General features: G+C 39.3%; 29 protein-coding genes and 1 pseudogene. 26 read left to right on the top strand and 4 right to left on the bottom strand.

Annotated features, from left to right (window positions below):
* Positions 1 to 59: 59 nt before the first annotated feature.
* The 26 genes and pseudogenes from cadR (at position 60) to ACSLUO_RS08195 (ending at position 21,518) form a co-directional block, all read left to right on the top strand.
* Positions 60 to 449, top strand: a complete 390-nt coding sequence (cadR, locus tag ACSLUO_RS08320; protein WP_008128687.1) for a Cd(II)/Pb(II)-responsive transcriptional regulator — start codon at positions 60 to 62, stop codon at positions 447 to 449.
* Positions 450 to 491: 42 nt separating this feature from the next.
* Positions 492 to 869, top strand: coding sequence for a MerR family transcriptional regulator (locus tag ACSLUO_RS08315; RefSeq protein ID WP_058405785.1), 378 nt, complete (start codon positions 492 to 494; stop codon positions 867 to 869).
* Between the two features lie 61 nt (positions 870 to 930).
* A complete protein-coding gene (merC, locus tag ACSLUO_RS08310; protein WP_448247861.1) occupies positions 931 to 1,320 on the top strand; it encodes an organomercurial transporter MerC in 390 nt (129 codons plus the stop codon).
* Positions 1,308 to 1,532 (top strand): GDCCVxC domain-containing (seleno)protein, encoded by a 225-nt coding sequence (locus ACSLUO_RS08305; RefSeq protein WP_082653641.1) that lies wholly within the window; start codon positions 1,308 to 1,310, stop codon positions 1,530 to 1,532. The genes merC and ACSLUO_RS08305 overlap by 13 nt, the downstream gene beginning before the upstream one ends.
* Before the next feature lie 133 nt (positions 1,533 to 1,665).
* Complete coding sequence (locus ACSLUO_RS08300; protein WP_448247859.1) at positions 1,666 to 2,046, top strand: hypothetical protein; 381 nt, start codon at positions 1,666 to 1,668, stop codon at positions 2,044 to 2,046.
* A gap of 108 nt (positions 2,047 to 2,154) precedes the next feature.
* Entirely contained in the window at positions 2,155 to 2,652 is a 498-nt protein-coding gene (locus tag ACSLUO_RS08295; RefSeq protein WP_004589252.1) for a DUF411 domain-containing protein, read from the top strand.
* Positions 2,652 to 4,079, top strand: coding sequence for a TolC family protein (locus ACSLUO_RS08290; protein ID WP_448247856.1), 1,428 nt, complete (start codon positions 2,652 to 2,654; stop codon positions 4,077 to 4,079). Before ACSLUO_RS08295 ends, ACSLUO_RS08290 begins: the two co-directional genes overlap by 1 nt.
* A complete protein-coding gene (locus ACSLUO_RS08285; protein WP_448247854.1) occupies positions 4,079 to 5,821 on the top strand; it encodes an efflux RND transporter periplasmic adaptor subunit in 1,743 nt (580 codons plus the stop codon). The genes ACSLUO_RS08290 and ACSLUO_RS08285 overlap by 1 nt, the downstream gene beginning before the upstream one ends.
* A 14-nt stretch (positions 5,822 to 5,835) precedes the next feature.
* Positions 5,836 to 9,000, top strand: coding sequence for an efflux RND transporter permease subunit (locus ACSLUO_RS08280; RefSeq protein ID WP_448247853.1), 3,165 nt, complete (start codon positions 5,836 to 5,838; stop codon positions 8,998 to 9,000).
* Between the two features lie 53 nt (positions 9,001 to 9,053).
* Positions 9,054 to 9,401, top strand: coding sequence for a copper resistance CopC family protein (locus ACSLUO_RS08275; RefSeq protein ID WP_010558032.1), 348 nt, complete (start codon positions 9,054 to 9,056; stop codon positions 9,399 to 9,401).
* Between the two features lie 19 nt (positions 9,402 to 9,420).
* A complete protein-coding gene (locus tag ACSLUO_RS08270; protein ID WP_024596191.1) occupies positions 9,421 to 10,308 on the top strand; it encodes a CopD family protein in 888 nt (295 codons plus the stop codon).
* 15 nt (positions 10,309 to 10,323) lie between these two features.
* A pseudogene (locus ACSLUO_RS08265) lies at positions 10,324 to 10,794 on the top strand (DUF4440 domain-containing protein).
* 27 nt (positions 10,795 to 10,821) lie between these two features.
* Complete coding sequence (locus tag ACSLUO_RS08260) at positions 10,822 to 12,645, top strand: copper resistance system multicopper oxidase (RefSeq protein WP_448247851.1); 1,824 nt, start codon at positions 10,822 to 10,824, stop codon at positions 12,643 to 12,645.
* Positions 12,642 to 13,502, top strand: a complete 861-nt coding sequence (locus tag ACSLUO_RS08255) for a copper resistance protein B (RefSeq protein ID WP_448247849.1) — start codon at positions 12,642 to 12,644, stop codon at positions 13,500 to 13,502. Before ACSLUO_RS08260 ends, ACSLUO_RS08255 begins: the two co-directional genes overlap by 4 nt.
* Positions 13,502 to 14,188, top strand: coding sequence for a heparan-alpha-glucosaminide N-acetyltransferase (locus tag ACSLUO_RS08250; protein WP_448247950.1), 687 nt, complete (start codon positions 13,502 to 13,504; stop codon positions 14,186 to 14,188). The genes ACSLUO_RS08255 and ACSLUO_RS08250 overlap by 1 nt, the downstream gene beginning before the upstream one ends.
* Positions 14,176 to 15,027 carry a formyltransferase family protein gene (locus ACSLUO_RS08245; protein ID WP_448247848.1) on the top strand — a complete coding sequence of 284 codons (852 nt, stop codon included), beginning with the start codon at positions 14,176 to 14,178 and terminating at the stop codon, positions 15,025 to 15,027. Before ACSLUO_RS08250 ends, ACSLUO_RS08245 begins: the two co-directional genes overlap by 13 nt.
* A 147-nt stretch (positions 15,028 to 15,174) precedes the next feature.
* Complete coding sequence (locus tag ACSLUO_RS08240; RefSeq protein ID WP_448247846.1) at positions 15,175 to 15,597, top strand: hypothetical protein; 423 nt, start codon at positions 15,175 to 15,177, stop codon at positions 15,595 to 15,597.
* Between the two features lie 298 nt (positions 15,598 to 15,895).
* Positions 15,896 to 16,309 (top strand): MerR family transcriptional regulator, encoded by a 414-nt coding sequence (locus tag ACSLUO_RS08235; protein WP_016708244.1) that lies wholly within the window; start codon positions 15,896 to 15,898, stop codon positions 16,307 to 16,309.
* 101 nt (positions 16,310 to 16,410) lie between these two features.
* Complete coding sequence (locus ACSLUO_RS08230; RefSeq protein ID WP_448247948.1) at positions 16,411 to 18,654, top strand: heavy metal translocating P-type ATPase; 2,244 nt, start codon at positions 16,411 to 16,413, stop codon at positions 18,652 to 18,654.
* Between the two features lie 24 nt (positions 18,655 to 18,678).
* Entirely contained in the window at positions 18,679 to 19,032 is a 354-nt protein-coding gene (locus ACSLUO_RS08225) for a cupredoxin domain-containing protein (protein ID WP_029773135.1), read from the top strand.
* 9 nt (positions 19,033 to 19,041) lie between these two features.
* On the top strand, positions 19,042 to 19,377 hold the full coding sequence (locus ACSLUO_RS08220) for a DUF2933 domain-containing protein (protein WP_254856203.1): 336 nt from the start codon (positions 19,042 to 19,044) through the stop codon (positions 19,375 to 19,377).
* Entirely contained in the window at positions 19,370 to 20,035 is a 666-nt protein-coding gene (locus ACSLUO_RS08215) for a methyltransferase family protein (RefSeq protein ID WP_184424896.1), read from the top strand. The genes ACSLUO_RS08220 and ACSLUO_RS08215 overlap by 8 nt, the downstream gene beginning before the upstream one ends.
* A complete protein-coding gene (locus ACSLUO_RS08210; protein ID WP_448247844.1) occupies positions 20,019 to 20,441 on the top strand; it encodes a hypothetical protein in 423 nt (140 codons plus the stop codon). The genes ACSLUO_RS08215 and ACSLUO_RS08210 overlap by 17 nt, the downstream gene beginning before the upstream one ends.
* Before the next feature lie 10 nt (positions 20,442 to 20,451).
* Complete coding sequence (locus ACSLUO_RS08205; protein ID WP_448247842.1) at positions 20,452 to 20,823, top strand: cation transporter; 372 nt, start codon at positions 20,452 to 20,454, stop codon at positions 20,821 to 20,823.
* Positions 20,824 to 20,975: 152 nt separating this feature from the next.
* Positions 20,976 to 21,221 carry a hypothetical protein gene (locus ACSLUO_RS08200; RefSeq protein ID WP_448247840.1) on the top strand — a complete coding sequence of 82 codons (246 nt, stop codon included), beginning with the start codon at positions 20,976 to 20,978 and terminating at the stop codon, positions 21,219 to 21,221.
* 33 nt (positions 21,222 to 21,254) lie between these two features.
* Entirely contained in the window at positions 21,255 to 21,518 is a 264-nt protein-coding gene (locus ACSLUO_RS08195; protein ID WP_448247838.1) for a DUF5676 family membrane protein, read from the top strand.
* A 658-nt stretch (positions 21,519 to 22,176) separates the two neighbouring features.
* On the opposite strand, the gene ACSLUO_RS08190 is transcribed toward ACSLUO_RS08195, so the two are convergent.
* From ACSLUO_RS08190 to ACSLUO_RS08175, 4 genes are all read right to left on the bottom strand, one after another.
* The gene (locus ACSLUO_RS08190) at positions 22,177 to 22,488 is read right to left on the bottom strand and encodes a hypothetical protein (protein WP_448247836.1); all 312 of its coding nucleotides are present in this window, start codon (positions 22,486 to 22,488) and stop codon (positions 22,177 to 22,179) included.
* Positions 22,489 to 22,539: 51 nt separating this feature from the next.
* The gene (locus ACSLUO_RS08185) at positions 22,540 to 23,424 is read right to left on the bottom strand and encodes a hypothetical protein (RefSeq protein ID WP_448247835.1); all 885 of its coding nucleotides are present in this window, start codon (positions 23,422 to 23,424) and stop codon (positions 22,540 to 22,542) included.
* A 97-nt stretch (positions 23,425 to 23,521) separates the two neighbouring features.
* On the bottom strand, positions 23,522 to 23,809 hold the full coding sequence (locus tag ACSLUO_RS08180; protein ID WP_448247833.1) for a hypothetical protein: 288 nt from the start codon (positions 23,807 to 23,809) through the stop codon (positions 23,522 to 23,524).
* A gap of 2 nt (positions 23,810 to 23,811) precedes the next feature.
* Positions 23,812 to 25,245, bottom strand: coding sequence for a DEAD/DEAH box helicase (locus ACSLUO_RS08175; protein WP_448247831.1), 1,434 nt, complete (start codon positions 25,243 to 25,245; stop codon positions 23,812 to 23,814).

Raw genomic sequence — 25,245 nt, 5'->3', positions numbered from 1 at the left:
TGTATGCTTTAACTATAAAACCTATAGTAACTATAGAGTCAAGTTTATTGGAAAGGTTTATGAAAATTGGCGAATTATCGAAAACATCAGGCTGTTCAATACAAACAATTAGGTATTATGAAAGAGAAGGGTTGCTTTCAGATCCTGAGCGCTCTGAGGGTAACTTTAGGTTGTATTCCAATAAGGCGTTAAAAGAGCTGGAATTCGTTAAGCATTGTCGCAGCCTCGATATATCTCTTGATGATATCAAACGTCTTATTGAATTAAAGAATAAGCCAGAAGAAAGCTGCTCTAGTGTGAATGAATTGATTAAGCAGCAATTAAATTTAGTCAACAAACGCATGAAAGAATTAAAGGCCTTAAAAAATGAATTACAACATATGGCAAGTACATGCAATTCTGATAATACCATTGAAGGATGCGGTATTATTAAGTCGTTGGATAGTTAATCTAAATTCTGCTTTGAGCTATTCTTAGTCGCAAAGGCAATTATGAAAACCATTGGTAAATTAGCACAATCATTAAATTTAAACGTAGAAACCATTCGTTTTTATGAGCGAGAAGGACTTATTACACAACCTACAAAACCAATATCAGGTTATAGACAATATGACGAAACAATAGCAGGACAACTTAGGTTCATCACAAAAGCCAAAATGCTCGGCTTTACGTTAAAAGAAATTAAATCGCTAATGTCTATGGACAACGACTGCGCTCAAGTTGAGTTATTAAGCCGACAAAAGTTAGCAATCATTCGAGAAAAAATTAGCGACCTTCAACGTTTAGAGAAAGTAATTGTGGATATGACAAATACCTGTATACAAAACGATGATCCAACATATTGCCCTATTATTGATTCATTAAAATGATTGACTCCGTACTCATGTACGGAGTTTAAAGTGCTGGTAATATCAACCAATAGACTTTCAAATGATAAATAAAATTTTAGATAAAGTTGGCTCATGCGGGGTTTGGCTTGCAGCACTTAGTTGTACAGGGTGTTTCCCTGCACTTGGTTCATTAGCATCAGCGTTGGGGTTAGGTTTTCTTTCTCATTTTGAGGGGATTGCTGTAAATACCTTGTTACCTATATTTGCAACTCTGGCGCTACTAGTAAACTTATACAACTGGCACAAAAATAAAAGCCATACCAGAGCTGCCTTCAGCATTCTTGGGCCTGTAGCAGTGCTATTAACGCTTTATCCTCTTTGGCAATATGATTGGAGCACATACCTATTTTACTTTGGTATTTGCTTAATGGTCGTTATGTCGGTTTTGGATATCGTAAAACCAGTAAGGGAGCAAACATGCAACGTATAGAGCTAAAGTCGACTATTACATGTCCAGAATGTGGGTATAGTAAAATTGAAGAAATGCCGACAAACGCTTGTCAGTGGTATTATGAATGTGAATCGTGCAAAGTTTTGTTAAAACCATTAAAGGGTGACTGCTGTGTTTACTGTTCATATGGAACAGTAAAGTGTCCACCAATTCAGGAAGGACATAATTGTTGCTCTCATACTGGTGATTAATTAGTTATTTTTTCTCGACTATATTCACTATTCTCCTGTATTAATCAAAATTTTTAAAAGCACCACGGTTTATCATTTACTTAGATATGACTTTAATTTAGTATTGTGATGGTATTTTTCTTAAGAGAACTTTATGTTTAAACCACTTTCAAAAGTCTTAGTAATAACGCTTATGCTGGTTGCCTTTGTAGGGCAAGCATTTGCGTATTCTGCTATGTCTTGCGAAATGTCATTAGGTTCTCACGAATCACACATGAACATGGAACATTCCAAGATGAGTCATCATGAAGGAATGGAGCATGGTGATATGAATAAAAGCAGTAACGGTCAATCAGAAGATTGTTGTGGTGTTGAATGTGTTTGTCCTACAAATGCTTGCTCATCTACGGCAGTCCTAAATTCCAGTATTGATTCGACAGATATTCAAATATTCAGTGAATCTGTAGCTGCTCTGCAATCTAAACAACCTCATTCAATTTCCACTTCCCTTTATCGTCCACCAATTTTTGCCTAATACAGGATTAGTGCGTCCAAATTTCGCGCACATGTAATTAATTTTTCTGTTAGTCAATATAGCGTCGTAGCGCTATAGATATTTTCCAGCGATGTCTGGGGGGCAAAAATGATCAATAAGTATTTAAAAATAGCAGTAGTAATGCTGCTTTCACCTGCGTTTGCAAACGCCAACGAACATAACCATGCACACAATAACGACGTAACACCTTTGGAGTTAATCGTTTATAAAACCCCTACTTGTGGGTGTTGTAAAAAATGGATAACTCATATTGAAGACAAAGGGATCGTTGCGCATTCCAAAGATTTCCGAAACATCGGCAACATCAAAACTAAGTATGGTATCAAACCTAATTACCGTTCATGCCACACGGCAGTGAGTAGAAATGGATTTGCCTTTGAAGGTCATATACCTGCTAAATTTATTCAGCAGTTCTTATCAGAAGAACATCCCAATGCGATTGGGCTTTCAGTTCCAGCAATGCCAGTTGGCTCTCCCGGTATGGAAGTCGATGACCGCTTTATGCCATACAACGTGTTAATTCTATTTAAAGATGGAACGAGCAAAGTTTATGCAAAAGTTAAGACATACGAGGAGCAATTCTAATGAAATTGAACTCTTCAAACCTTACTTCACTTTCAACTGCATTAATACTCGGCTTATCTGTATTCTCAGCTCAAGCTGAGAAAGTAGTGTCGCTTGAACAAGCTATCACCTTAGCTCAGCAAAATGATCCTTGGCTTCATGGTAGCCGATTGAAACAAAGTGCAGTTGAAAATAGAAGTATTGCTTCAGGTACTTTGCCTGATCCGAAAGTATCGCTAGGGATAATGAATTTACCAACAGATACTTGGGATTTAGATCAGGAAGGAATGACTCAGCTAAAGGTTGGCGTCTCTCAAATGTTTCCGAGAGGCGACAGTCTAGAGATCAAGAAAGACCAGTTACAAATTGAGTCCACGAAATTTCCACTGTTACGAGAGGATCGTAAAGCTAAGTTGAAAAGCCAAGTGTCACAACTTTGGTTAGATGCTTACTTAGCCCAACAAACTATTAAATTGATTGAAGATGATTGGTCTCTCTTTGAGCAGATGGCGGAAGTGGCTAAAGCTAGCTATTCAAACGTTGTTGGTAAAACTAGACAGCAAGATGTTATTCGTGCTCAGTTGGAAATCGTGCAGTTAGATGACAGATTAACTTCGCAAAAGCAGAAACTAGAAACGACAATCGCTCGTCTCAATGAGTGGCTTCATATTTACGATGCGGATCGTTTGAATGAATCATTCAACTTTGACGCGCAACCATTAGAGTTTAGGGTTTCTAAAAAGTTACCTGCAATTACTTTGAATAATCCAACAGTCCTAAAAGCATCTAATTACTCAAGAAATCTATTGGCTCAGGAGCTTTCGAATCACCCAGCCATACTTGCAATTGATATAAAACGCAAATCTTCAGAAAAAGGAATTGAATTAGCTAAACAGCAATATAAGCCGCAATGGGGTGTTAATGCGAGCTATGCCTATCGTGACAATATGCCTTCTGGTGATAGCCGAGCTGATTTATTTTCTGTTGGGGTAACGTTTGATTTACCGTTGTTTACCGAGAACAGACAAGATAAGCAAGTTGCAGCTTCTATTGCAGATTCAGAGGCTGTTAAAACCGAGAAACTATTGCTGACAAAGCAAATGATCAGTGCGGTGGAAAAGGAACTTAGACAGCTTAAGCGTTTATCTGATAGACAATCTATCTATCAAGAACAACTCCTTAAACAAACTCATGACCAAGCGGAAGCGTCTTTGACGGCTTACACCAATGATGATGGCGATTTTGCCGAAGTTGTTCGAGCAAGAATTGCCGAATTAAATACCAGAATATCAGCTTTAAGAATTGATGTTGATGCACTTAAAACAGTTACTCGCATCAACTATTTCTTTGCGCATTCTCAATCTAAATCAAATGCTGAACATAAGCCATTGCACACTTCGCACAAAACTAATCAGCACTTATCCAATAAGCAATTTGGAGAAAAATAATGTCAACGAATACGAAAACAATTATTGCCGTCATTATTGGGGCAGCACTAGGTGCAGGAGCATTGAGCTTATATCAAGGTGCAGGCTCAAACAGTGATACTGATGAAGCTACATCAGCAGAGAAACAACCGCTGTATTGGGTTGCACCGATGGATTCTAATTACCGCCGGGACAAGCCCGGTAAGTCGCCTATGGGGATGGATTTAATTCCTGTGTATGAGGAAGGATCATCTGGTGATGACTTTGGCCCCGGAGCAGTAAAAATTGCGCCTCATGTAGTGAATAACCTTGGGGTTCGCACTGCACCTGTTGAACTGAAAAATATGCATACTGAAATCTCAACGGTAGGTTACGTTCAATATGATGAAGATAAGCTAATTCATATCCACCCACGGGTTGATGGCTGGATTGATAAACTTTACATCAAAGCAGCAGGTAACCCTGTAGAGAAAGGGCAACCTCTTTATACACTATATTCTCCTCAGTTAGTTAATGCTCAGGAAGAGCTGTTAATAGCGTTAAAGCGCAACAATAGTTCTTTAATTTCAGCAGCCAAAGATCGCCTAAAAGCGTTACAGCTTTCAGCAGACTTTGTTCAAAAGCTAGAAAAGACACGAAAGGTTCAGCAAACAATTACCTTTTATTCACCACAAGCAGGTGTTGTCGATGGTTTGAAGGTTAGAGAAGGTTTTTATGTAAAGCCGGGAAACACCTTATTAAGCATTGGCCAGCTAGATCAAGTTTGGGTTGAAGCAGAAGTGTTTGAACGTGACGCAGCCTTAATTAAAAAAGGACTTCCTGTATCAATGACACTGGATTATTTACCCGGTGAGGACTGGGCTGGTGTCGTTGATTATGTTTATCCAACATTGAACAGTAAAACACGCACACTCCGAGTGAGATTGAAATTTGATAACACAGACTATCAATTAAAACCAAATATGTTTGCACAAGTATCTATTCACGCTAATCAAGCTGATAGCACCATCCTCGTGCCTAAAGAAGCCGTTATTAGAACAGGTAAACAGGACAGAGTAGTACTTGCGTTAGGTGATGGGCAATTTAAATCTATTGAAGTGACTATTGGCCGGGTTGATATCGACAGCATCGAAATATTAGACGGCTTAAATGAAGATGACGTTGTGGTGACATCTGCCCAATTCTTGATTGATTCTGAATCAAGTAAAAGCTCTGACTTTAAACGAATGACTCATGATGAAGTGCCTAACTCTGTTTGGATGCAAGGGGATGTTAATAGTGTTATGGCAGGGCACCGCATGGTTAATATTTCACATGGCCCTGCTGAAGCTTGGGATTGGCCTGAAATGGTTATGGATTTTACTGTGGCTGAAAAAGTCGATATTGACTCATTAAAGTCAGGTCAATCTTTGCACTTTGAAGTGAGCAAAACCGAAGACGGTGGATATGAAATTACTGGAATTCATATCATGAGTGAGCCTGAAGTATCATCAGCAACAGTATCTGGTTTGATCAATGCGATTGATATTGATACACGGATTCTAAATATTAGCAGAGGCCCAATAGAGAAATGGGATAGACCTGCTGCGACGATGGATTTTATCATCGCGGACAATATAGAAATGGTTGATTTCAATGTCGGTGATAATGTCACTTTCACTTTTGAGGTTAGAGATGACTTAGTTATCACTGACATTTCTCTTGAATCAGATGAACAACACGGCAAGGAAAATAAAGCTGCTGTTGATCATTCTAATCATTAAGTGGGAGAAAAATAATGATTGAATCAATTATTAGATGGTCTATCGGCAATCGTTTCTTTGTTTTGTTGATTACCTTAATTATCGCGTTTGGTGGTTTGTATTCATTACAAAAAACACCAGTAGATGCACTCCCCGATCTTTCTGATGTGCAGGTGATAATTAAGACGAGCTATCCGGGACAGGCACCACAAGTAGTGCAAGATCAAGTGACGTTTCCCCTTACTACAGCCATGTTGTCAGTACCGGGAGCGCAAACTGTTCGTGGTTACTCATTTTTTGGTGATTCCTACGTCTATATCATTTTTGATGATGATACTGATTTGTATTGGGCTAGAAGCAGAGTACTTGAATACTTAAGCCAAGTAGCATCAAGCCTGCCTGATTCGGCAAAACCACAATTAGGACCTGATGCGACAGGTGTGGGTTGGGTATACATCTACGCTTTAACAGATAAGTCAGGAAACCATGATCTAAGCCAATTAAGAAGTATTCAAGACTGGTTTTTAAAGTATGAACTACAAACTGTTCCGGGCGTGTCTGAGGTTTCCGCCGTTGGCGGTATGGTTAAGCAATATCAGGTACAAGTCGATCCCGACAAGCTCAGAGCTTATAACGTGCCGTTAAGTCATATCCAAATGGCACTTAAACGAGGCAATAAAGAAACTGGCGCATCCGTTGTGGAAATGGCGGAAGCTGAATATATGGTTACTGCTACGGGATATATTCAATCAGTTGGAGACATAGAGAAAATTCCACTTGGTATTAACGAGCAAGGCACGCCATTGCGTATTGGTGATGTTGCTACCGTAAATTTAGGGCCTCAAATGCGCCGTGGTATCGCAGAACTTAATGGCGAAGGCGAAGTTGTTGGTGGTGTTGTCGTTATGCGCTTTGGTGAAAACGCTCAACAAACCATAAATGGGGTAAAAGAAAAGCTTGAGTCGCTCAAATCTTCTTTACCAGAGGGGGTGGAGATTGTTCCTGTCTATGACAGATCGAAGTTAATAGATCGTGCTGTTGATAATCTTTGGAGCAAGTTGCTAGAGGAGCTTGCAGTCGTTGCTATTGTCTGTGTGGCTTTCCTATTTCATCTTCGCTCATCTATTGTGGCAGTTGTTACTCTGCCATTAGGTATCTTGGTGTCGTTCATTATCATGTATATGCAAGGCATCAATGCCAACATTATGTCTTTAGGCGGTATCGCTATTGCGATTGGTGCGATGACTGATGGTGCAATAGTGATGATTGAAAATATGCACAAGCATATGGAGAAAACACCACTAACAGATGAAAATCGCTGGCAAATTGTTGCTAAGGCTGCGAGTGAAGTAGGCCCTGCACTATTTTTTAGCTTACTGATCATTACAGTCTCATTCTTACCTGTATTTATCTTGGAAGCGCAAGAAGGAAGAATGTTCTCTCCGCTCGCCTATACAAAAACCTATGCAATGGCGGCATCAGCAGGTTTGGCGATCACATTGGTGCCTGTTTTGATGGGCTACTTTATTCGAGGCAAAGTTGTTTCTGAAAAGAAAAACCCGTTAAACCGATTATTGATTGCTATCTACATGCCTGTTTTAAAGCAAGTCATGAAGTTTCCAAAATCGACAATAGTAGCAGCAATATTAGTGACTATCGTTGGCTTTTGGCCTGTCGATAAAATTGGTAGTGAATTCATTCCGCCATTGGATGAAGGCGATCTCATGTATATGCCTACTACCTATCCCGGTATTTCAATTGGTAAAGCAAGGGAGTTATTGCAGCAAACAGACAAGCTTATTCGCACTGTGCCAGAAGTTGAAACTGTATTTGGTAAAGTAGGAAGAGCTGAAACTGCAACCGATCCTGCACCTTTAACCATGATTGAAACCTTTATTCAATTGAAGCCACAAGAGCAGTGGCGAGAAGGTGTGACTACTGAATCGTTAAAAGCTGAGTTTGATAAATTGGTTAAGTTTCCGGGCTTAACGAATGCTTGGGTTATGCCAATCAAGACCCGAATCGACATGTTAGCAACAGGCATAAAAACGCCTGTGGGTATTAAAGTCGCCGGACCAGAGCTTGATGTGATTCAGGAAATCGGCCAACAAATAGAGCAAATTTTACCCGAAGTTACAGGCACAGCATCAGTTTACTCAGAGCGAGTTGCAGGTGGACGATATATCAAGGTTGATATTTCACGCGATAAGGCAAGTCGCTTTGGGTTAAACATCGAAGATGTTCAACAAGTGGTTTCTACAGCTATTGGTGGTATGAACGTTACCCAAACGGTAGAAGGTCAAGAGCGTTACCCTGTTAACTTACGCTATCCGCAAGACTATCGAGACTCTCCTGAGCAGCTATCACGATTACCTGTTGTAACACCAAGTGGTCAACGCATTGCACTAGGTGATGTCGCAGATATCCGAGTAGAAAATGGTCCGCCGGGGATTAAGAGTGAAAATGCTCGATTAAATGGCTGGACGTTTATCGACATAGACGGTGTTGACGTAGGTACTTATGTTGAAAGTGCAAAAATACACTTGGCTAATAAACTAAAACTACCAGCAGGTTATTCAATTACTTGGGCTGGGCAATACGAATATATGGAAAGAGCGAAAGAAAAGCTCACCTATGTATTGCCTTTAACACTCGCCATTATTGTTATTCTACTTTACTTAAACTTCAGAGCGTTTAGTGAGGTGGCTATCATTATCGTTACCTTGCCGATGGCGATGATTGGTGGCTTATGGTTGATGTATCTGGAAGGGTTTAACTTCTCTGTGGCTGTTGGCGTGGGCTTTATTGCTCTAGCTGGGGTAGCGGTTGAGATTGGTGTGATAATGTTGGTCTATCTCAATCAGGCACTTGCTGAGCTTAAGGAAAAAGCTGAAGAGCGAGCTGAACCTATCTCTGATGATGCATATCAAGATGCATTATTGCACGGTGCAGGCTTACGAGTTCGTCCAGTAATGATGACAGTTGCAACAATCATTATCGGCTTGATGCCCATTTTATATGGTACAGGAACAGGTTCGGAGGTTATGAGTCGTATTGCTGCACCTATGGTAGGCGGAATGACAAGTGCTGTGCTACTCACTCTTATTGTGCTCCCAGTAATTTACTCAATCGTTAAAAAGCCAGAATTAAACGCCTTTAACAAGGAGCTTTCTAAGGCGGAGCTAAAAAGTAATGCTTAGCGAAGTTAAGAAACCATAAATAGCAATTTCAATAAACTAAAATAGAGGTAAATATGAAAAAACTAATTAAATTTTTAACCGTAATCAGTGTCGTTTTTAGTAGTGCGGTATTTGCGCATGTGCATCTTGAAAAAAGTGTGCCTGCTGATAATGCAATGCTAATGAATCCTCCAGAAGAGTTAACTTTGGTGTTCACCAAAGAGGTACGGGTTGTAAAAGTTTCATTGGCCAATAAACAAGGCGAAGAATTTAAATTTGGATTCGAGCCTTCTAAAGTCGCTACTAGCAAATTTACATGGAAACTACCTAAATTAGCTCCTGCAAACTACGCTGTGGATGTAACCTTCTTAGGTAACGATGGTCATAAAATGAAACATAGCTTCGGCTTTATGGTTCACTAAAATAGGCGGTGTGATTGATATGGAAATGTATATCTGGAATACAGTCATTGTACTGTCAAAAATTGTATTTTACGTCGGCTTTGCCTGTATTGCAGGTTATACATTTTTCAGGCAAATATTTGAGAATAATGAATCTCATACTAATGCTGTAATAGCGAATTTAACGTGGACAAGAACTTATATAGTTATGGCTTTGATCGCTAATATTACTTGGTTCTTTGCCAGTACTGGTGCAATGGCAGAAGAGGGAATTCAGGGGGCGATAGACGCTGATATATTGGCTATTATGTGGGACTCCTCTGTCGGCACTGGAGCTTTGCTTCGAGCGCTTGGGCTAGTTACCGCAATAATCGCTTTAGCTTTAAGGTTCAAACTCGCTGTGAACTCGTACTTAAAACAAAGCGCTTTAATGTTGAGTTTATTAATCCTTGCATACTCATTCACGTTACTGGGTCATATTTCTGAGTTAGGCACAATTGAAAAAGGCTTGCTTATTTTGCATGTGCTCGTTATGGCATGGTGGTTTGGGGCGTTATTGCCACTAAAACAGGCTTGCCATCAGCTAAGTTATGCAGAACTTCATTTGCTGATGGAAAGCTTTGGCAAACAAGCAAGTTTTACATTGAGCCTATTGTTGGTAGCAGGCCTCTGGCTCGTGATTCAATTGGTCGGAAGTCTTGACGCACTAATAAGCTCAAGTTACGGACAAACACTGTTGTTTAAATTGGCCCTTGTAGTGTCTATTTTGGCACTTGCTGCTAAACATAAACTAATACTCGTTCCACAACTTAAAAATAGTCAAGGCAGAGAGGCTTTATCTAAATCTATCTCGATAGAAATGGTAGTAGCTTTTGCCATTTTATCTGTAACGGCTGGGCTTACTAGTGTTGTTGGCCCTGCAAATTAAAACCTAAAAGAGAGAATGAAAATGAAAACAATAAATATATTACTCGTTTTATTAATGACGTTTAGTTTCGCAGCAAACGCTCATGGTGATAAGAACAAAGACAAAGGTTTATTTAAAGGTATAGATACCCCTGCCGCAAAAGTTGTTTTGGCATTTCATCAAGCACTTGAAACTGGCAATCAAAAACAGGCTAGAGCGCAGTTAGCGGATGATGTCACCATTTTCGAGTGAGGCCGCGTTGAAAGGAGCGCTGATGAATATGCTCATCATCATATGTTGTCGGATATGAAGTATTTAGCAGCGATGAAGAGCGACACACTTGAACATCAAGTGACGATACTTGGAAATACCGCTATCTCTGCGTCGCGTAGTCAAACTACAGGTACTCATAAAGGTGTTGAACGCGATTATCAAGGCATGGAAACGATGGTGCTGGAAAAACAAAATGGTGAATGGAAGATTAAGCACATTCATTGGTCACATTAATTTATTGGTTAAATAACGGAGTACAAAATGAGAATTAAAAGTCCATTACATCAAGTTTCTACGCCACGTAGACGCTTTGTACAAGGTGTAATTGCTGGCGGTGTATTAGCTGCTTTTCCAAGTGTTCTTCATGCAGCTTCATCTTTGATTGCTGGAACTTCAACAGGTACTGCGCCCGAACTAAGTGGAGAAGTAATAGATTTAGTGATAGATGAGTCACCAGTAAACTTCACAGGTGTTGTAAGAATGGCTACAACAATCAATGGCTCAATACCAGCTCCTACCTTGCGCCTCAGAGAAGGTGATGACGTTACTATCAGGGTAACTAATAAATTATCAGTGCCGAGTTCAATTCATTGGCATGGGATCATTCTTCCGTATCAAATGGATGGCGTACCGGGTATTAGCTTTAAAGGTATAATGCCGGGTGAAACCTTTGTTTATAAATTTAAGCTGCAACAAAGCGGCACATATTGGTATCACTCACACAGTGGCTTTCAAGAAATGACAGGTATGTACGGCGCATTAATTATTGAGCCAAGAGAAAAGGATATTATTAGTGCTGACAATGAGCATGTCATCCAATTGTCTGATTGGACTGATGATGACCCAATGGATTTGTTTCGCAAGTTAAAAGTACAGAGCGATGTATTTAACTTTAATCAACCTACTGTTCCAGAGTTTTTTGATGACATTTCAAATAGCAGCGTTTCAAATGCGCTACAACGCCGGGAAATGTGGAATAAAATGAGAATGAACCCTACAGATCTTGCAGACTTATCAGCATCTGCAATGACTTTTTTAATGAATGGTTGTGCGCCTTTGACAAACTGGCGTGGAATGTTTAAAGCTGGCGAAAAGGTTAGGCTTAGATTTATTAACGGTTCTAGCAATACGTTTTTTGATGTAAGAATACCTGAGCTGAAGTTAACAGTTGTACAAGCTGATGGACAAAATGTTGAACCTGTGACAGTAGATGAATTTAGATTTGGTCCCGGTGAAACTTATGATGTACTTGTCGAGCCAAAAAATGATGCATATACGATTTTTGCACAAAGCATGGATCGCTCAGGTTATGCTAAAGGTACTTTATCAATGGTACCTAACGTTGATGCACCAGTACCTTCTTTAGACCCCGTTGAGTGGTTAACGATGACAGATATGATGGGCAATATGACCCATGATAGTGTGCATTCTACAATGGCTGATACGGCAGGTATGTCGGGCATGAATTCTAATAAAATGGATCATAGTGCAATGGGTCATGGAGCGATGGCAATGGATCATAGTAAACATGGAATGACTAAAAACCCATTAGCTGTTGCTAGCACTAAAGTGCGTCATGCAAAAACAGAGTATGGAGCTTCTGTTGATATGCGTGTTGATATGCCTAGAACAAACCTTGATGATCCCGGTATAGGTTTACGTAAAAATGGACGCCGTGTTTTAACACTTGCAGATTTACATTCTCTTGAGGGAATTACAAACCAGCAAGAGCCAGAGGCTGAAATTGAATTACATTTAACTGGAAACATGGAGCGTTATAGCTGGTCATTTGATGGCTTGGAATTTGGAAAAAGCACGCCAGTTCACATGAAGCATAATCAACGTTTAAGAGTTATTTTACAAAACGATACAATGATGACACATCCCATGCACCTGCATGGTATGTGGAGCGATTTGGAGAATGAAAAAGGTGATGTACAGGTTCGTCGCCATACTATCCCTGTACAACCAGCGCAAAGAATTAGTTTTTTAACAACACCTCATGACGTAGGTCGCTGGGCATGGCATTGCCATTTATTATTCCACATGGATGCAGGTATGTTTAGAGAGGTAGTTGTATCATGAAAAAATTAATACTAACCAATACCTTAAGACTATTATTAATAGGTTTGCCCCTTATAAGTGTATCTGTATCTGCAAAAGATGAGATGACTGAGATGGGTGATCCTAAAATGCAAGCACAAGGTGGAGATGCACCTAAAGATGCTAGAGACCCCCATGCTTATGCAGCAGGTACAACTTTGACTGAAGGCCCTTATGCACTCAGTAGCGACAAACGACTGACTTTGGCAGATGAGCATTCATTTTACGCGCTACTAGGGGATCGTCTTGAATATAATGAGCAAACAAACGCAGGTGTTTTTGACTTTCAGGCATGGTATGGCACTACTTTTGATAGATTAGTCATCAAAACTGAAGGAGATTTTAGCGAAGGTAATTTAGAGGAGAACCAAACAGATTTTCTATGGGGCCACGCAATATCTGCTTATTGGGATACACAAGTCGGTATTCGACTTGATTACAATAACGAAGGTGAAAACCGCAAATGGCTAGCTTTTGGTTTACAAGGTCTAGCCCCCTACTGGTTTGAAATTGATATGACTGCGTATTTAGGAGAGCAAGGTAATAGTGCATTTTCGATCGAAGCTGAGTATGAGCTATTACTTACTCAAAAGTTAATTGTTCAACCACGAGCAGAGTTGACGCTTTACGGTAAGGATGACGTCCAAAATAACCTTGGTAGTGGCTTGTCTAGCAGTGCTATTGGTTTTCGGGTTCGTTATGAGTTTACCCGCCAGTTTGCTCCCTATGTTGGCGTTGAGTGGACAAATAAATTTGGTAATACAGCCGACTTTGCTAAGTTAAATGGGAAAAATACTCGTGATACTGCATTTGTTGCTGGTATCAAGTTTTGGCTTTAATGCGAAGAAATAACTACATTGATTTAATGAGAGCTACCGCAATTATATTGATGGTAGCTTTTCATTTTGTCTGGGATTTAAACTATTTTGGTTATATTAGAACAGACATACCTAACGGCTTTTTCTGGAAAGAGCTAAGAGCAATAATTGTAAGTTTGTTCTTGTTTTCTGTTGGTGCCAGTCTGGTTTATTCCTATCAAGGTGGTATATCAGCGAAGAAATTAGCTTGGCGAACGGTTAAGATATCTAGTGCTGCGTTACTAGTGACTTTATCCTCACTATTTACCTTGCCAGAACATTGGATTTACTTTGGTATTTTACACTTCATAGCAGTTGCAACACTTCTATTAGTTTGGTTGGTGGGGAAACCTAAACTTGCTTTGCTGCTATCTTTATTTATTTTTAGCGCATACATAGCGATAGAAATACCGTGGAATTGGCCTTTTAGCTATATTGAACAATATATTTCAAAACATCCTAGTGACTTGGTTACTCTTTTTCCTTGGTTGGCTTTGCCCTTGCTCGGTATCTGGGCTGCAAATTTCCGAATCTTTCGTCTGGCTCCCGCCAATCAACATGCGATAAACCCTTATTTGACATTGCTTAGTCAACACTCTTTACTGATTTATTTACTTCACCAACCTTTGATTTTTGCTGGCTTTAGCGCTATCGAATGGATCAATTGAATATGAAAGTCCTCTATTTCGGAAATAATCTCTTTTCAAACTGTTTAACATTTATGGTTAACCAAGGCTTTAGTGTTGAAGCTGTTTATATTAATGATGTAGAGGAAAACGCAAGTATCGTTAAACGAATTTGTGGCATACATAAGATAATGACACATTCTTTAAGACCGACTAAAGAAGAACTTGATGAATATATAAAATCTGGAGTAACTCTTTTTGTCGTTGCTGACTATGGATATAGACTGCCCATAACAGATATAAAATATGCCTTTAATATTCATCCCTCACTTTTACCTAAAGGTAGAGGCCCTACGCCATTAACTTACATTGTGGATCTACCAGAATTTGCAGGTGTAAGCATACACAAAATCACATATATGCTTGATGGCGGAGATATCTTACTCCAAGAACAATTTGAAGTAGGACAAAATGAATCCATTTCCTCCTTAATGGTGAAGTCAAGCTTACTTGCGGAATCTTTACTGCAAACCTTGTTAAATGATCTCGAAACTATCTATGAGAGTGCTACGCCACAACAAAAACGATTAGCTACTTATTGGAAGCAACCTAGTATAGAAAGGAGAATCATGTCGTGGCTCAATGATACTCAACAATTTAGGCAAGCAATACGTCAATATGGGCATTTTGGCATCTTAATAACAATTTATGAAGAGCTTTTTATTGTCAGCCAATTAGAGGTGGCCGATTTCAAACATGACTACAAGCTAGGCAGCATAATTTTTGAAGACCAAGCGCTGATTAGCGTGGCTATCAATGGTGGCTTTGCTGTTGTTTTTAAAAGTTCTATGGTGCTAGTAAACTCAGCAGTACTAGAGTAATTCGTATATTAAAAGTGTGTATAAAATGTTTTGAAGCAGACTTTAAGGGCTAGGTTAGAACGTAGGTTTTAGTTCAAACTTTGATCAAGATCATAAAATTATTTTTATAAAGTGGCTAATATTGTAGGTGATAAATAAGGAATTAAAATGTTTGGACTTTTCAAGTGGTTTAAAATAGTGGTAATTACTCTGTTGCTTACGCAGCACGGATTTACCGTTGCCAAACCAATGAATTGTGAAGAACACCATAAGGACTCTTCCGATACGCATATTATGCAACCAAGCAAAGATATACATCATCAAACAAAGGATAGCAATAGTCACCATCACGCTGAAAATTCACAAGATGCTAAGCACAATCATGCTGATGAGGGATGTGAAAAATGTAAAGCTGGTGATTGTCTTTGCTGCGAAGGTGGTTTTTGTGCAAGCTTTCATTTAAATGCCTATCTTGTGCAAGTGGAAGAAGAAAGTAGCAACAATAGTAACTTAGACTTAATTATTCAACGGATACCCCCGCCAGCCTCTGGCATCCATCTCTTACCTTATCGTCCCCCAATTATTGGCTAATCACAGGATCAGTGCGTCTTTTTTTCGCCACTTCCATCAAAAATAGAATGACTTATTCATTGATTTAAATAATCAATTGTTTTGAACGATTAGTACGATATTTGGAAAGGCACTATGAAAATTCTCAAACTATTGCAATTTACAGTACTTAATGCTGTCGATTTTGACCGAGATTTCTCTTTTACCAAAAAATTAGTTTTTAGCTTATTCACTAGAATTAGTACTTGACCTGTGTCTTAGACACAGGTCTAAGCTGAAGATGAGAGTACAAACTTAGCTAAAAAACTGAGGAGTGAATATGAAAGTTGCGGAGCTGGCAAAAAGCCTTGGAACGACTGCTGATACGGTGCGCTATTACACCAGACTAGGATTGTTAAAACCTGCTAAGTCAGTGAACGGCTACAAGTCATACTCGAATAAAGAAGTATCGAGACTTAAATTCATTTTAAGTGCCAGAAACCTTGGTTTTTCCGTTGCAGATATCAAGGAAATTATTAATGAATCTGAAGATGGTAAAAGTGCATGTCCATTAGTCAGAAGTCTTATTAAAGAGCGGCTTGAAGAGACAGAAAAACAGTTTCAAGCAATGTTGGCACTTCGAGGAAAAATGTCTTCAGCTCTTTCTCAATGGGAAGAAATGGAAGACAAAGCACCGACTGCAAACATGGTTTGTCATCTCATCGAAAATTTTGAACAAATAAAAAAGGCATAGGAGGAAAAATGGTGACTACTAATACAAATATTGAAACCGAATCAGGCTGTTGCTGTCAGTCAAAAGCTCAATCCTCTTCGTGTAAAAGTAAGGAGAATACGTTGGAGAAAGTATCACATAACCAACAGCTCATCATTGAAGGAGCTGGGTGTGCTAGCTGTGTAGGCAAAATTGAAGGGGCGTTAAAGGCAACTTTTGGTGTAGTCAGTGCGGAAATGAATTTTGCTGATAGGACTGTAATAGTTTCTGGGACAGCAAAAACAGAAGAATTGATCAAAGCTGTTGAGTCTGTGGGGTATAACGCGAAGCCAATTGATGATAGCTCTGCAACAGATGCGCTTGACGAGAAAGAAGCGGCTGATTGGGCATATTATAAAAAGCTAATGCGCGATACATTTATTGCCCTTTCACTCGGTGTTCCTTTGATGATCTACAGTATTGTAGTTGGAGAAATGACGGTTGAAACCAACCTTGAACGCATGTCTTGGCTGGTTGTAGGCATTTTAACTTTTGGTGTTATGTATTTTTCAGGTAAGCATTTTTATGTTGGCGCTTGGAAAAGCTTTAAAAATCACTCCGCTAATATGGACACTCTAATAGCTTTAGGAACAGGTACAGCTTGGGTGTATTCGATGGTTGTCGTGTTTGCACCTGACGCCGTTCCATTGATGGCACGTCATGTTTATTTTGAAGCTACCGCCATGATCATCGGCTTAATTGATCTAGGTCTAGCATTAGAAATAAAAGCCAGAGGAAAAACCTCTGAAGCCATCAAGCGCCTTATCGGCTTGCAGGCTAAAACTGCAACAGTAGTTCGTGATAACAAAGAGGTTCAGATTGGTATTGAGCAGGTTTTGCTGAATGATGTTGTGAAAGTTAAGCCCGGTGAAAAAATCCCCGTCGATGGTGTGGTATTGGAAGGACACACGTCTATTGACGAGTCCATGCTTACGGGCGAACCCATGCCTGTTGAAAAAGCCGAAGAAGATGAGGTTGTTGCTGGTACTTTGAACAAATCAGGTATGATTTTGTTTAAAGCGACACGCGTCGGCAAAGACACCGCACTTGCGCAAATCATCAATATGGTCAAACGAGCGCAAAATTCAAAACCGCCGATTGGGCGCTTGGCCGATGTTATTTCAGCTTATTTCGTTCCTGTTGTCATGATCATCTCTGTGTTAAGTGCGCTAGCATGGCTTAACTTTGGACCTGAGCCTGCAATTGCTTTTGCCATCGTTTCAGCAACTACCGTACTCATTATTGCCTGTCCGTGTGCTTTGGGCTTGGCAACGCCTATGTCTGTTATGGTCGGAGTAGGAAAAGCAGCAGAAGCAGGAGTGCTAATTCGAAACGGTGAAGCACTGCAAACCGCCTCTAAAATCACTGCCATGATTTTAGATAAAACGGGCACTATTACTGAAGGGGCACCTAAGGTAACCGATATTGTTTTAGCAAAAGCTACTGACGAAAAAGACGTACTACAGCTTGCAGCAAGTTTAGAAAGCGGCTCAGAGCACCCTTTAGCGCAAGCGATTGTTGAAAGTGCATTAGATAAGGATATTGAGTTACTAAAAATTGAAGCCTTTAACGCCATCACGGGTTTTGGTGTAGAAGCAAACTGCAACAATAAAGCCCTGCTTTTCGGTAACGATAAACTAATGAAGTTAAAAGGCATAGACCTCACTGGCTTTGTTGGAAAAGCCCAGTCTTTAGCAAAAGAAGCTAAAACACCTATGTATTTTGCTGTTGATGGTGAGCTTGCCGCAATAATTGCTGTTGCAGATCCAATCAAGTCTGACTCAATCTCTGCTATCCAACGTCTTCAGGCCAATGGTATACGCGTCATCATGCTAACGGGGGATAACAAGGAAACCGCTGCCGCTGTTGCCAAAAAAGCGGGCATTAGCGAGTTTTTTGCTGAAGTGCTGCCAGAAGACAAAGCCAACAAGGTGAAAGAGCTACAAGGCAGTGGCGAAATCGTTGGTATGACAGGTGATGGCATCAACGATGCTCCGGCGCTAGCGTTAGCTGATGTTGGTTTTGCTATAGGCACAGGTACAGACGTTGCGATTGAAAGCGCGGATATTACCTTGATGCGTGGTTCACTTCATGGCCTTGCTGATGCCATCGCGGTAAGCAAAGCGACTTTACGAAATATCAAACAAAACTTGTTTGGCGCGTTTGTCTATAACGTAGCCGGGATTCCTTTTGCTGCGGGGGTTCTATACCCCTTCTTTGGCATTCTGCTTAGCCCTGTAATTGCTGGTGCTGCAATGGCGTTTTCGTCATTGACCGTAGTGTCAAATGCAAATCGACTTCGCTTTTTTAAAGCCCAAAACTCATAGAAAGTAAGCATTAGGAGAATCACAATGATGATAATTAACTTATTAGGCTTAGTGTTAATTGCAATGATTGTTTGGTGGTTTTGGCTATACAAACCCAATAAAACAATTGTTCAAGATAGTGAAGTACTCATTGAAGTGAGGGATGGCGTGTATTCACCATCCTCAATTCAAGTGTCTGCTAGCCAGCCTGTCACTCTGAAGTTTATGCGCAAAGATCAATCACCCTGCGCTGAAACAATGCTTATTCCATCATTGGAGATAAGTGAGCAGCTTAAATTAAATGAAATTACTCAAATTACCTTATTGAACTTATCACCGGGAGAGCATGAGTTTCATTGTCAGATGCAAATGTATCGCGGTGTCTTAAAGGTCGTTTAGGAGGGCAATATGAAAAATCAACACCCTAATTTTTGGTCAACACCTACAGGTTGGGCTGCATTGGTGCTTATTGCCGCAGCCACCTATTTTTTAATCTTTGAACATGGACAACATGTTCTGCAATTTCTTCCCTATTTAATTTTGCTGTTATGTCCTTTGATGCATGTATTTATGCATGGCAGTCACGGCAAACATGGTCACGATCATTCACATGCGCCTGATGACAAAAAGGAAGAGAGCTTTCAAGAACTCACGGATAAAAATGAAGCCTATCGCGATGGCTACATACAAGGGTTAGAAGAAGGACGCAAGGAATTGCATAAGAAGGAGAACAGTGATGAATGAGACATATGATTATGGCTTATGGTCAATGGTGATACTGAATTCAGCAATTTTTATCTTTTTTGCCTTTAGTTTTGTCAAACCAAAAACATCAACTGATTGGCGAAGCCTAGGAGCGTTCTCCGCCTTTATTGTCGCCCTATTTACTGAAATGTATGGCTTTCCTTTAACTATCTATTTTTTGTCTGGATGGTTAACTGAAAATTACCCAGAAGTTAACTTCTTTGCGCATGAAAATGGGCACTTATTACATACTTTCTTTGGTTTGGAAGGTGATGCCCATTGGGACCCATTTCATATAGCGAGTATGGTGTTTATTGTGGCAGGTTTCTTTATGTTGTCTTCAGCATGGAACGTATTGCATCACGCGCAAAAACACCATCAATTGGCTACTACAGGATGGTACGCGAGGTGTCGTCACCCACAGTACGTAGCTTTCATTCTAATCATGTTCGGCTTTTTATTGCAGTGGCCGACCATCCCAACACTTGCGATGTTTCCAATCTTAGTCGTTGTTTACGTCAAGCTAGCGAAACGCGAAGAGACACAAGCTATTGCCGAGTTTGGTTCGGAGTACCATAGCTATATGGAATCGACACCAAGTTGGATTCCAAATTTTAATAAGAACATAGAAGGTAAAAATCATGAAAATGTTAGGTAAATCAATTTTATTTGTCAGCTCACTATTGGCGGCCACAAGCTTATTTGCTCAAAACAATGAGAATAAACATGAAGGTGCGAACAAATCGGATATGCATCAAGGCATGGCAATGTCGCATGAGAACATGGGAAAAATGCATTCAAAAATGATGGAAATGAAAAAGGAAGTCCATGCCATTAAAGCTGAAAAAGATCCTGAAAAGCAAAAGCAGATGATGGCTGAACATCACCGCTCAATGATGAAGATGATGCAATCCATGCACAAAAACATGGAAGCAATGCCAATGCATAAGCAAATCAAGATGGCTGAACATCATTTAGAAATGATGGGGAACATGATGCCGCAGATGAACCGCAAAATGGAAGAAATGAAAGATAGCAATCAACAGCATTCACACAAACATTAGGAGAAAAATTATGAGCGATTTAGATCATAGAGTTGGCGTTAGAGAGCAGAATTTAGTTGTTCGAAATTTAAGACTAAGTAATGTCACAGAAGAAAACTGTGACGAGTTAGTAAAATCAATTGATCAGCTTTTTGGTATAGATGAAGTTAGTTACAACATCAAAGAAGGTGAAATACACCTAGCATATGATGCGGCAAATATAAACCTTGATGGGATTGAGGAAGTTATTCGCAAACATGGTGCCGATGTTCATGATGATTGGTGGACGCACACTAAAGAAAGTTACTACAAATTTGTTGATCAGAATGTTAAAGACAACGCTGCTCATAAACCGTGGAGTTGTCACAAAGTTCCTCCGGGTGCAAGCCGGAAAAATAAGTAAGCTTCCAAAGAGCTTGCTCAGTTAATAAGTTAGATGAGGAAAAAATGATGAAAACATCCAATATGAAAATTCTTTTGCTTGTTGTATTCGGTATCTTTTTAGCAGGCTGTTCGAATACTGCGTTTTATCACAAAAATATGATGAGGGGCCAAGTGGTTGAGCAGTCTACTGATCGAACTCTGATTTGTATTGGTGCCAAACATGGTGCAGAGGTTGGACAAAAATACAGTGTTATTAGATTCCATGAGGAAATTGCGCCGGGTGAAGGTGATGATCCGTACACTATTGAAAAAGTGGGAACGGTACAAATTACTAAAATTGTAAATGATCACTTCGCAACGGTAAAACTGCTTTCAGGTGATATTGCAGCGAAAGATATGGTTGAACTTGAAAATTAATCAAGTGGTGGCGAAAGCCACCACGGGAGAATTATGATGAAACTTAACGAAAAAGCTTTTGCAATAGCATCTGCCGGATCTTTTAGCATTGTTTGGATTGTTTGTTCACTTTTAGTAATGGTTATGCCTGACATGATGTCAAATATGAGCGGTAAAATGCTGCATACAGATTGGAATACTATGGGATGGCATATGACTCTAATGGGTGTCATAGTAGGAGGAATACTCTGGACACTATTGGCTGGCATTACTGGTTGGTTGATAGCTAAAATATATAACATCCAAGTTCGTAAATAGATAATGCTAACTTTAATTGAGTTGCTTTTTAAGGTTAGCAATGTCTTACGCTGACGTAAAAAGAGCCTTGGTAATTACTTTTAGTTTACTAAAAGGTACATTATTTGAATCGACACTAATGAACTAGACATGTTTTAAACATTGGTTTTCATCTCGCTTTGGGGGCGGAAGAGCCTTAGAGTATACAGTCTATAAAATTCCTTTATCTCATCTATTTCTAACTCGCAAAGGGGGCGAAACCGCCTTAGATTTTTTACTCTAACTTAGTACATCAAAGGTGATTCTAATGTCCGCTATTTGAAATAGGGAAAATAATAGTACGTTCAATATAGAGTGAATTTTTGAGTACAAATAAATTAAATTAGTTGTAGTAGCTTAGACCTGTTCTGCCCTCAGTAACTCAAAAGTTAATGTCGGTTTATGGCTAGGAGCCGAAGTATTGATTGAGTCACTCGTAACTTCCGCTAAGCGCACAAAGTAATCGTTAATATTTTAAACGTGACCGACCGCAATGGTGGCAGAGCGGACTATTTTTAGCGGTAAATCCACGACTAAATTAGGTCGTCTTTGTGGCAACTGCTGCCATTTCAACGTTTCACTTTTCCTACTTTAACTTGATGTTTGGTTGATTTGTAGTCAGAATCGATATTTAGCTAATTCAATGCATAGCACTTTCTGGCCATAAATTCTGTTTGTCTTCAGGTAATTCTTCTTTAGTCATAAACACTTGTATTTTGATAATTTCACCGTCTTTTTTTGAACATTCACAAACCATTAGCCCCAAACTATCCATTGAAGCTGTATCCCAATTCAAAAAACTGCCATGGGACTTTTTCTTCCGTGTTAACCGTTTGTCGTCTGCTCTTAGTTTTATCATTTGTAGAGTAAATTCAAAACTCATATTACAAGCCTTGGCAAGACGACAAATCCGAGTGTAAAAAACTTTCAGCTTCTTAATTGTTTTTTTCATTTTAATCTTTCTCATTAGACATCACTAACTTATCCAGTCGGCATCAATCAATTATTTAGAGTCCTGCTGCTGATTAAGTCTTTTGACTAATTCATCATCTTCAATATAAAAAAGTTCAGGGCATGGCTGTTCAAGGGGCATAGCATTTACCAATAGCTGCCCCAGTCGTAATTCAGGATATTTAGCCATTACATTGACAATACTTTCTATCAGGTGTTGTTTGGCATCATCAAGGCGAATCTCGTCCAGAGCTGAACCTCTTGATGCCTCATCATCAATCTCATGTTTGATAGGAATACTCGATAACATACCACTTGCAGTTTGTTCTTCGTCACAAGAGAACTTTGATTTAAAATCCAACCTGCCAGGCATAAAATCATCATCCGCTAACGGGGCTTCTTCAAAATAACTGTTCCAATCTTTTTTCTCGTAAGCACAAATCAAATTGGCAAGTTGATGAAGCTCATTACCTTCGGCTGATTGGTACTGTGCATCCCAAAGTTGCTCTACACGTTTCAGAGCCGTGGTTAATTCATTGTTATCGGCAATTTTATTTTTTGATAATATCTCCCTAGCTGCCAACCTTAAATCGCAACTATCTTTTAGCTGTAACGTCTTATTTTTTGCTTGGCAAATCACCTCAAAAATATTGTTATATTCCCTCGGGTTTGTTTCACTTATACCATTGTCCTCAGTAATACTATTGCTATCATCAGTTACCCTGAGACTATTACCGCACATATCAGCAAAACATTGCTGGCATAAATCAATGTTTATCTGTTTACCATCACCATGAATCGAGCCATAACCACAACGCTGATTAACGGAAATAAATTCATTAAACTCATAGTCGGCGTTAGCACTTGCTTGTAAACCACAACCATCACAAACTAAAGTTGTTAATGCTTGTGTTGTGACCGTTTTAAATGTTTTCATCACAGCTCCCGTTGCTCATTTTTATCTAATCGGTTTTGCTAAAACTTTTCAAAAATACTCGTGACTTTAGCAAGCTAATTGATTAACTATTGAGTGATTAGTCATTCACCTTATCTAAAATAGTGAAATAATAAACGATCGCATTTTGATCAAGTAACATTCTTGTTTTTTCTGCCTTAACTAACTGCCCAGCGGCTATCATATCCATAACTGCTTGTGTTATCTCAGGCCCAAACTTGTCTATCAATACTGAAATAGTAGTTCCCATACCACCGTTGCCAACAATGTAAAATAGATCCGCATCTGTAGCATCTACAGCAACATGTAAATGATAAGGACTATTAAAATTTACAAGCTTCTGTTTAAATTCGTTTACCGTCAACATAACTACCTCAACTCACTTAACCCTAAAGCAATAGCCTCTTGCTGAAACCGGCCAAAAATATTCACCACTTTTTCATAAGAACTTGTTAAAAAATGGTCTTCAACTACGTCATAAGCTTTTTCAAAAACAGGACGTTCACTAAGGTTAGCAAAATCACTAAACTCTAATTTAGGCTTAGCGCTTATTTTTATTGTTTTGTCGAATGTTACAACGTCAGAAGCTGCATCATCAGTATTATCTTCAACCTGATTATTCATCTTCTCAAACTTAACCACATCAGCCTCAAAAGGCACGTCTTGCTTAACGCGATAAGCATATTCCAAGAGCTTAGGCTCAGCTGGCATATACATAATAGCCTCTTGGCTCTTTGAACCAGTCATTCTGAGTATTCGACCTAAAATCTGCCGGAAATGCATTTCCGTTTTTATATTGGTCAGGTGACAACAAATTTGTAATCGGGGAATATTCGTTCCCTCGCTGATCATTCCTACAGAAATAATCCACTTAGTATTTGCATGTCTAAATTGTTGAATAATTTTAGTAGGTTCATTTTCTCGGTAAGTAACCATCACCGCATTTTCATTAAAATAAGCCTTCATTAATGTTGAAATATATCGTGCATGCTCTACCGATGACGCAACAATTAATCCGGCAGCATCAGGGTTAACTGATCTAATATTACTTAGTTTTTTATCTGCTGAAGCAATGACATATTTAATGACATTTTCATTTTCAATGATTTCTTGATAAGGAATGATAGACTGCGAAAGCAAGGCTTTAAAACTATCAAACGTTTTCGTTTCCTCAATATCAACAACAGAAATATTATTATTATCGATAGCAATTATCTGCGGAACCCGACATACATCGTCTTTAATCGCCTCAGAAAGCCCATAAATGTAATCGCACGATATTTTATTACTAGGGTGTAAGTATTTAGAAAGAACGATAGGTGCAGCGTCTGAGCGCCAAGGCGTACCTGTTAACGCCAATGTATATTCTGCCTTATCTTGAATATTCAATATTATTTGTTCACCCCACGCATTCGCATTATCAATGTTAGATCCTGCACAGTGGTGAATTTCATCAAAAATTACAAATACTCGGTACCGGTGGAATAACTGCCAAAAGTTGTCACCTAAATATTGTAAATTTTGATAGGTCAGCGAATGTCCTTTAGCGCCCAGCAATCCATCAAATCGTTCATTGATCCTTACCTGTAAACTTTCACTAAAATCTTGTGAAACGATAGTCGAGGGGGAAAAACAAATAACTAAATCAATTAGCCTGTTTTTTAATAAGTTATCCGCCAATTCCGAAGCCATCAATGTTTTACCTGCGCCAGGTGTCGCTAGGGTTAAAAAGTGGTTGTGGCCATGCAAGTATTGATTTAACGCTTTATTTATACAGCTAACTTGCCATTGTCTTAATTTCAT

It is taken from the genome of Thalassotalea agariperforans, assembly GCF_053470345.1.
This window is presented reverse-complemented; position numbering and strand designations above follow the sequence as displayed.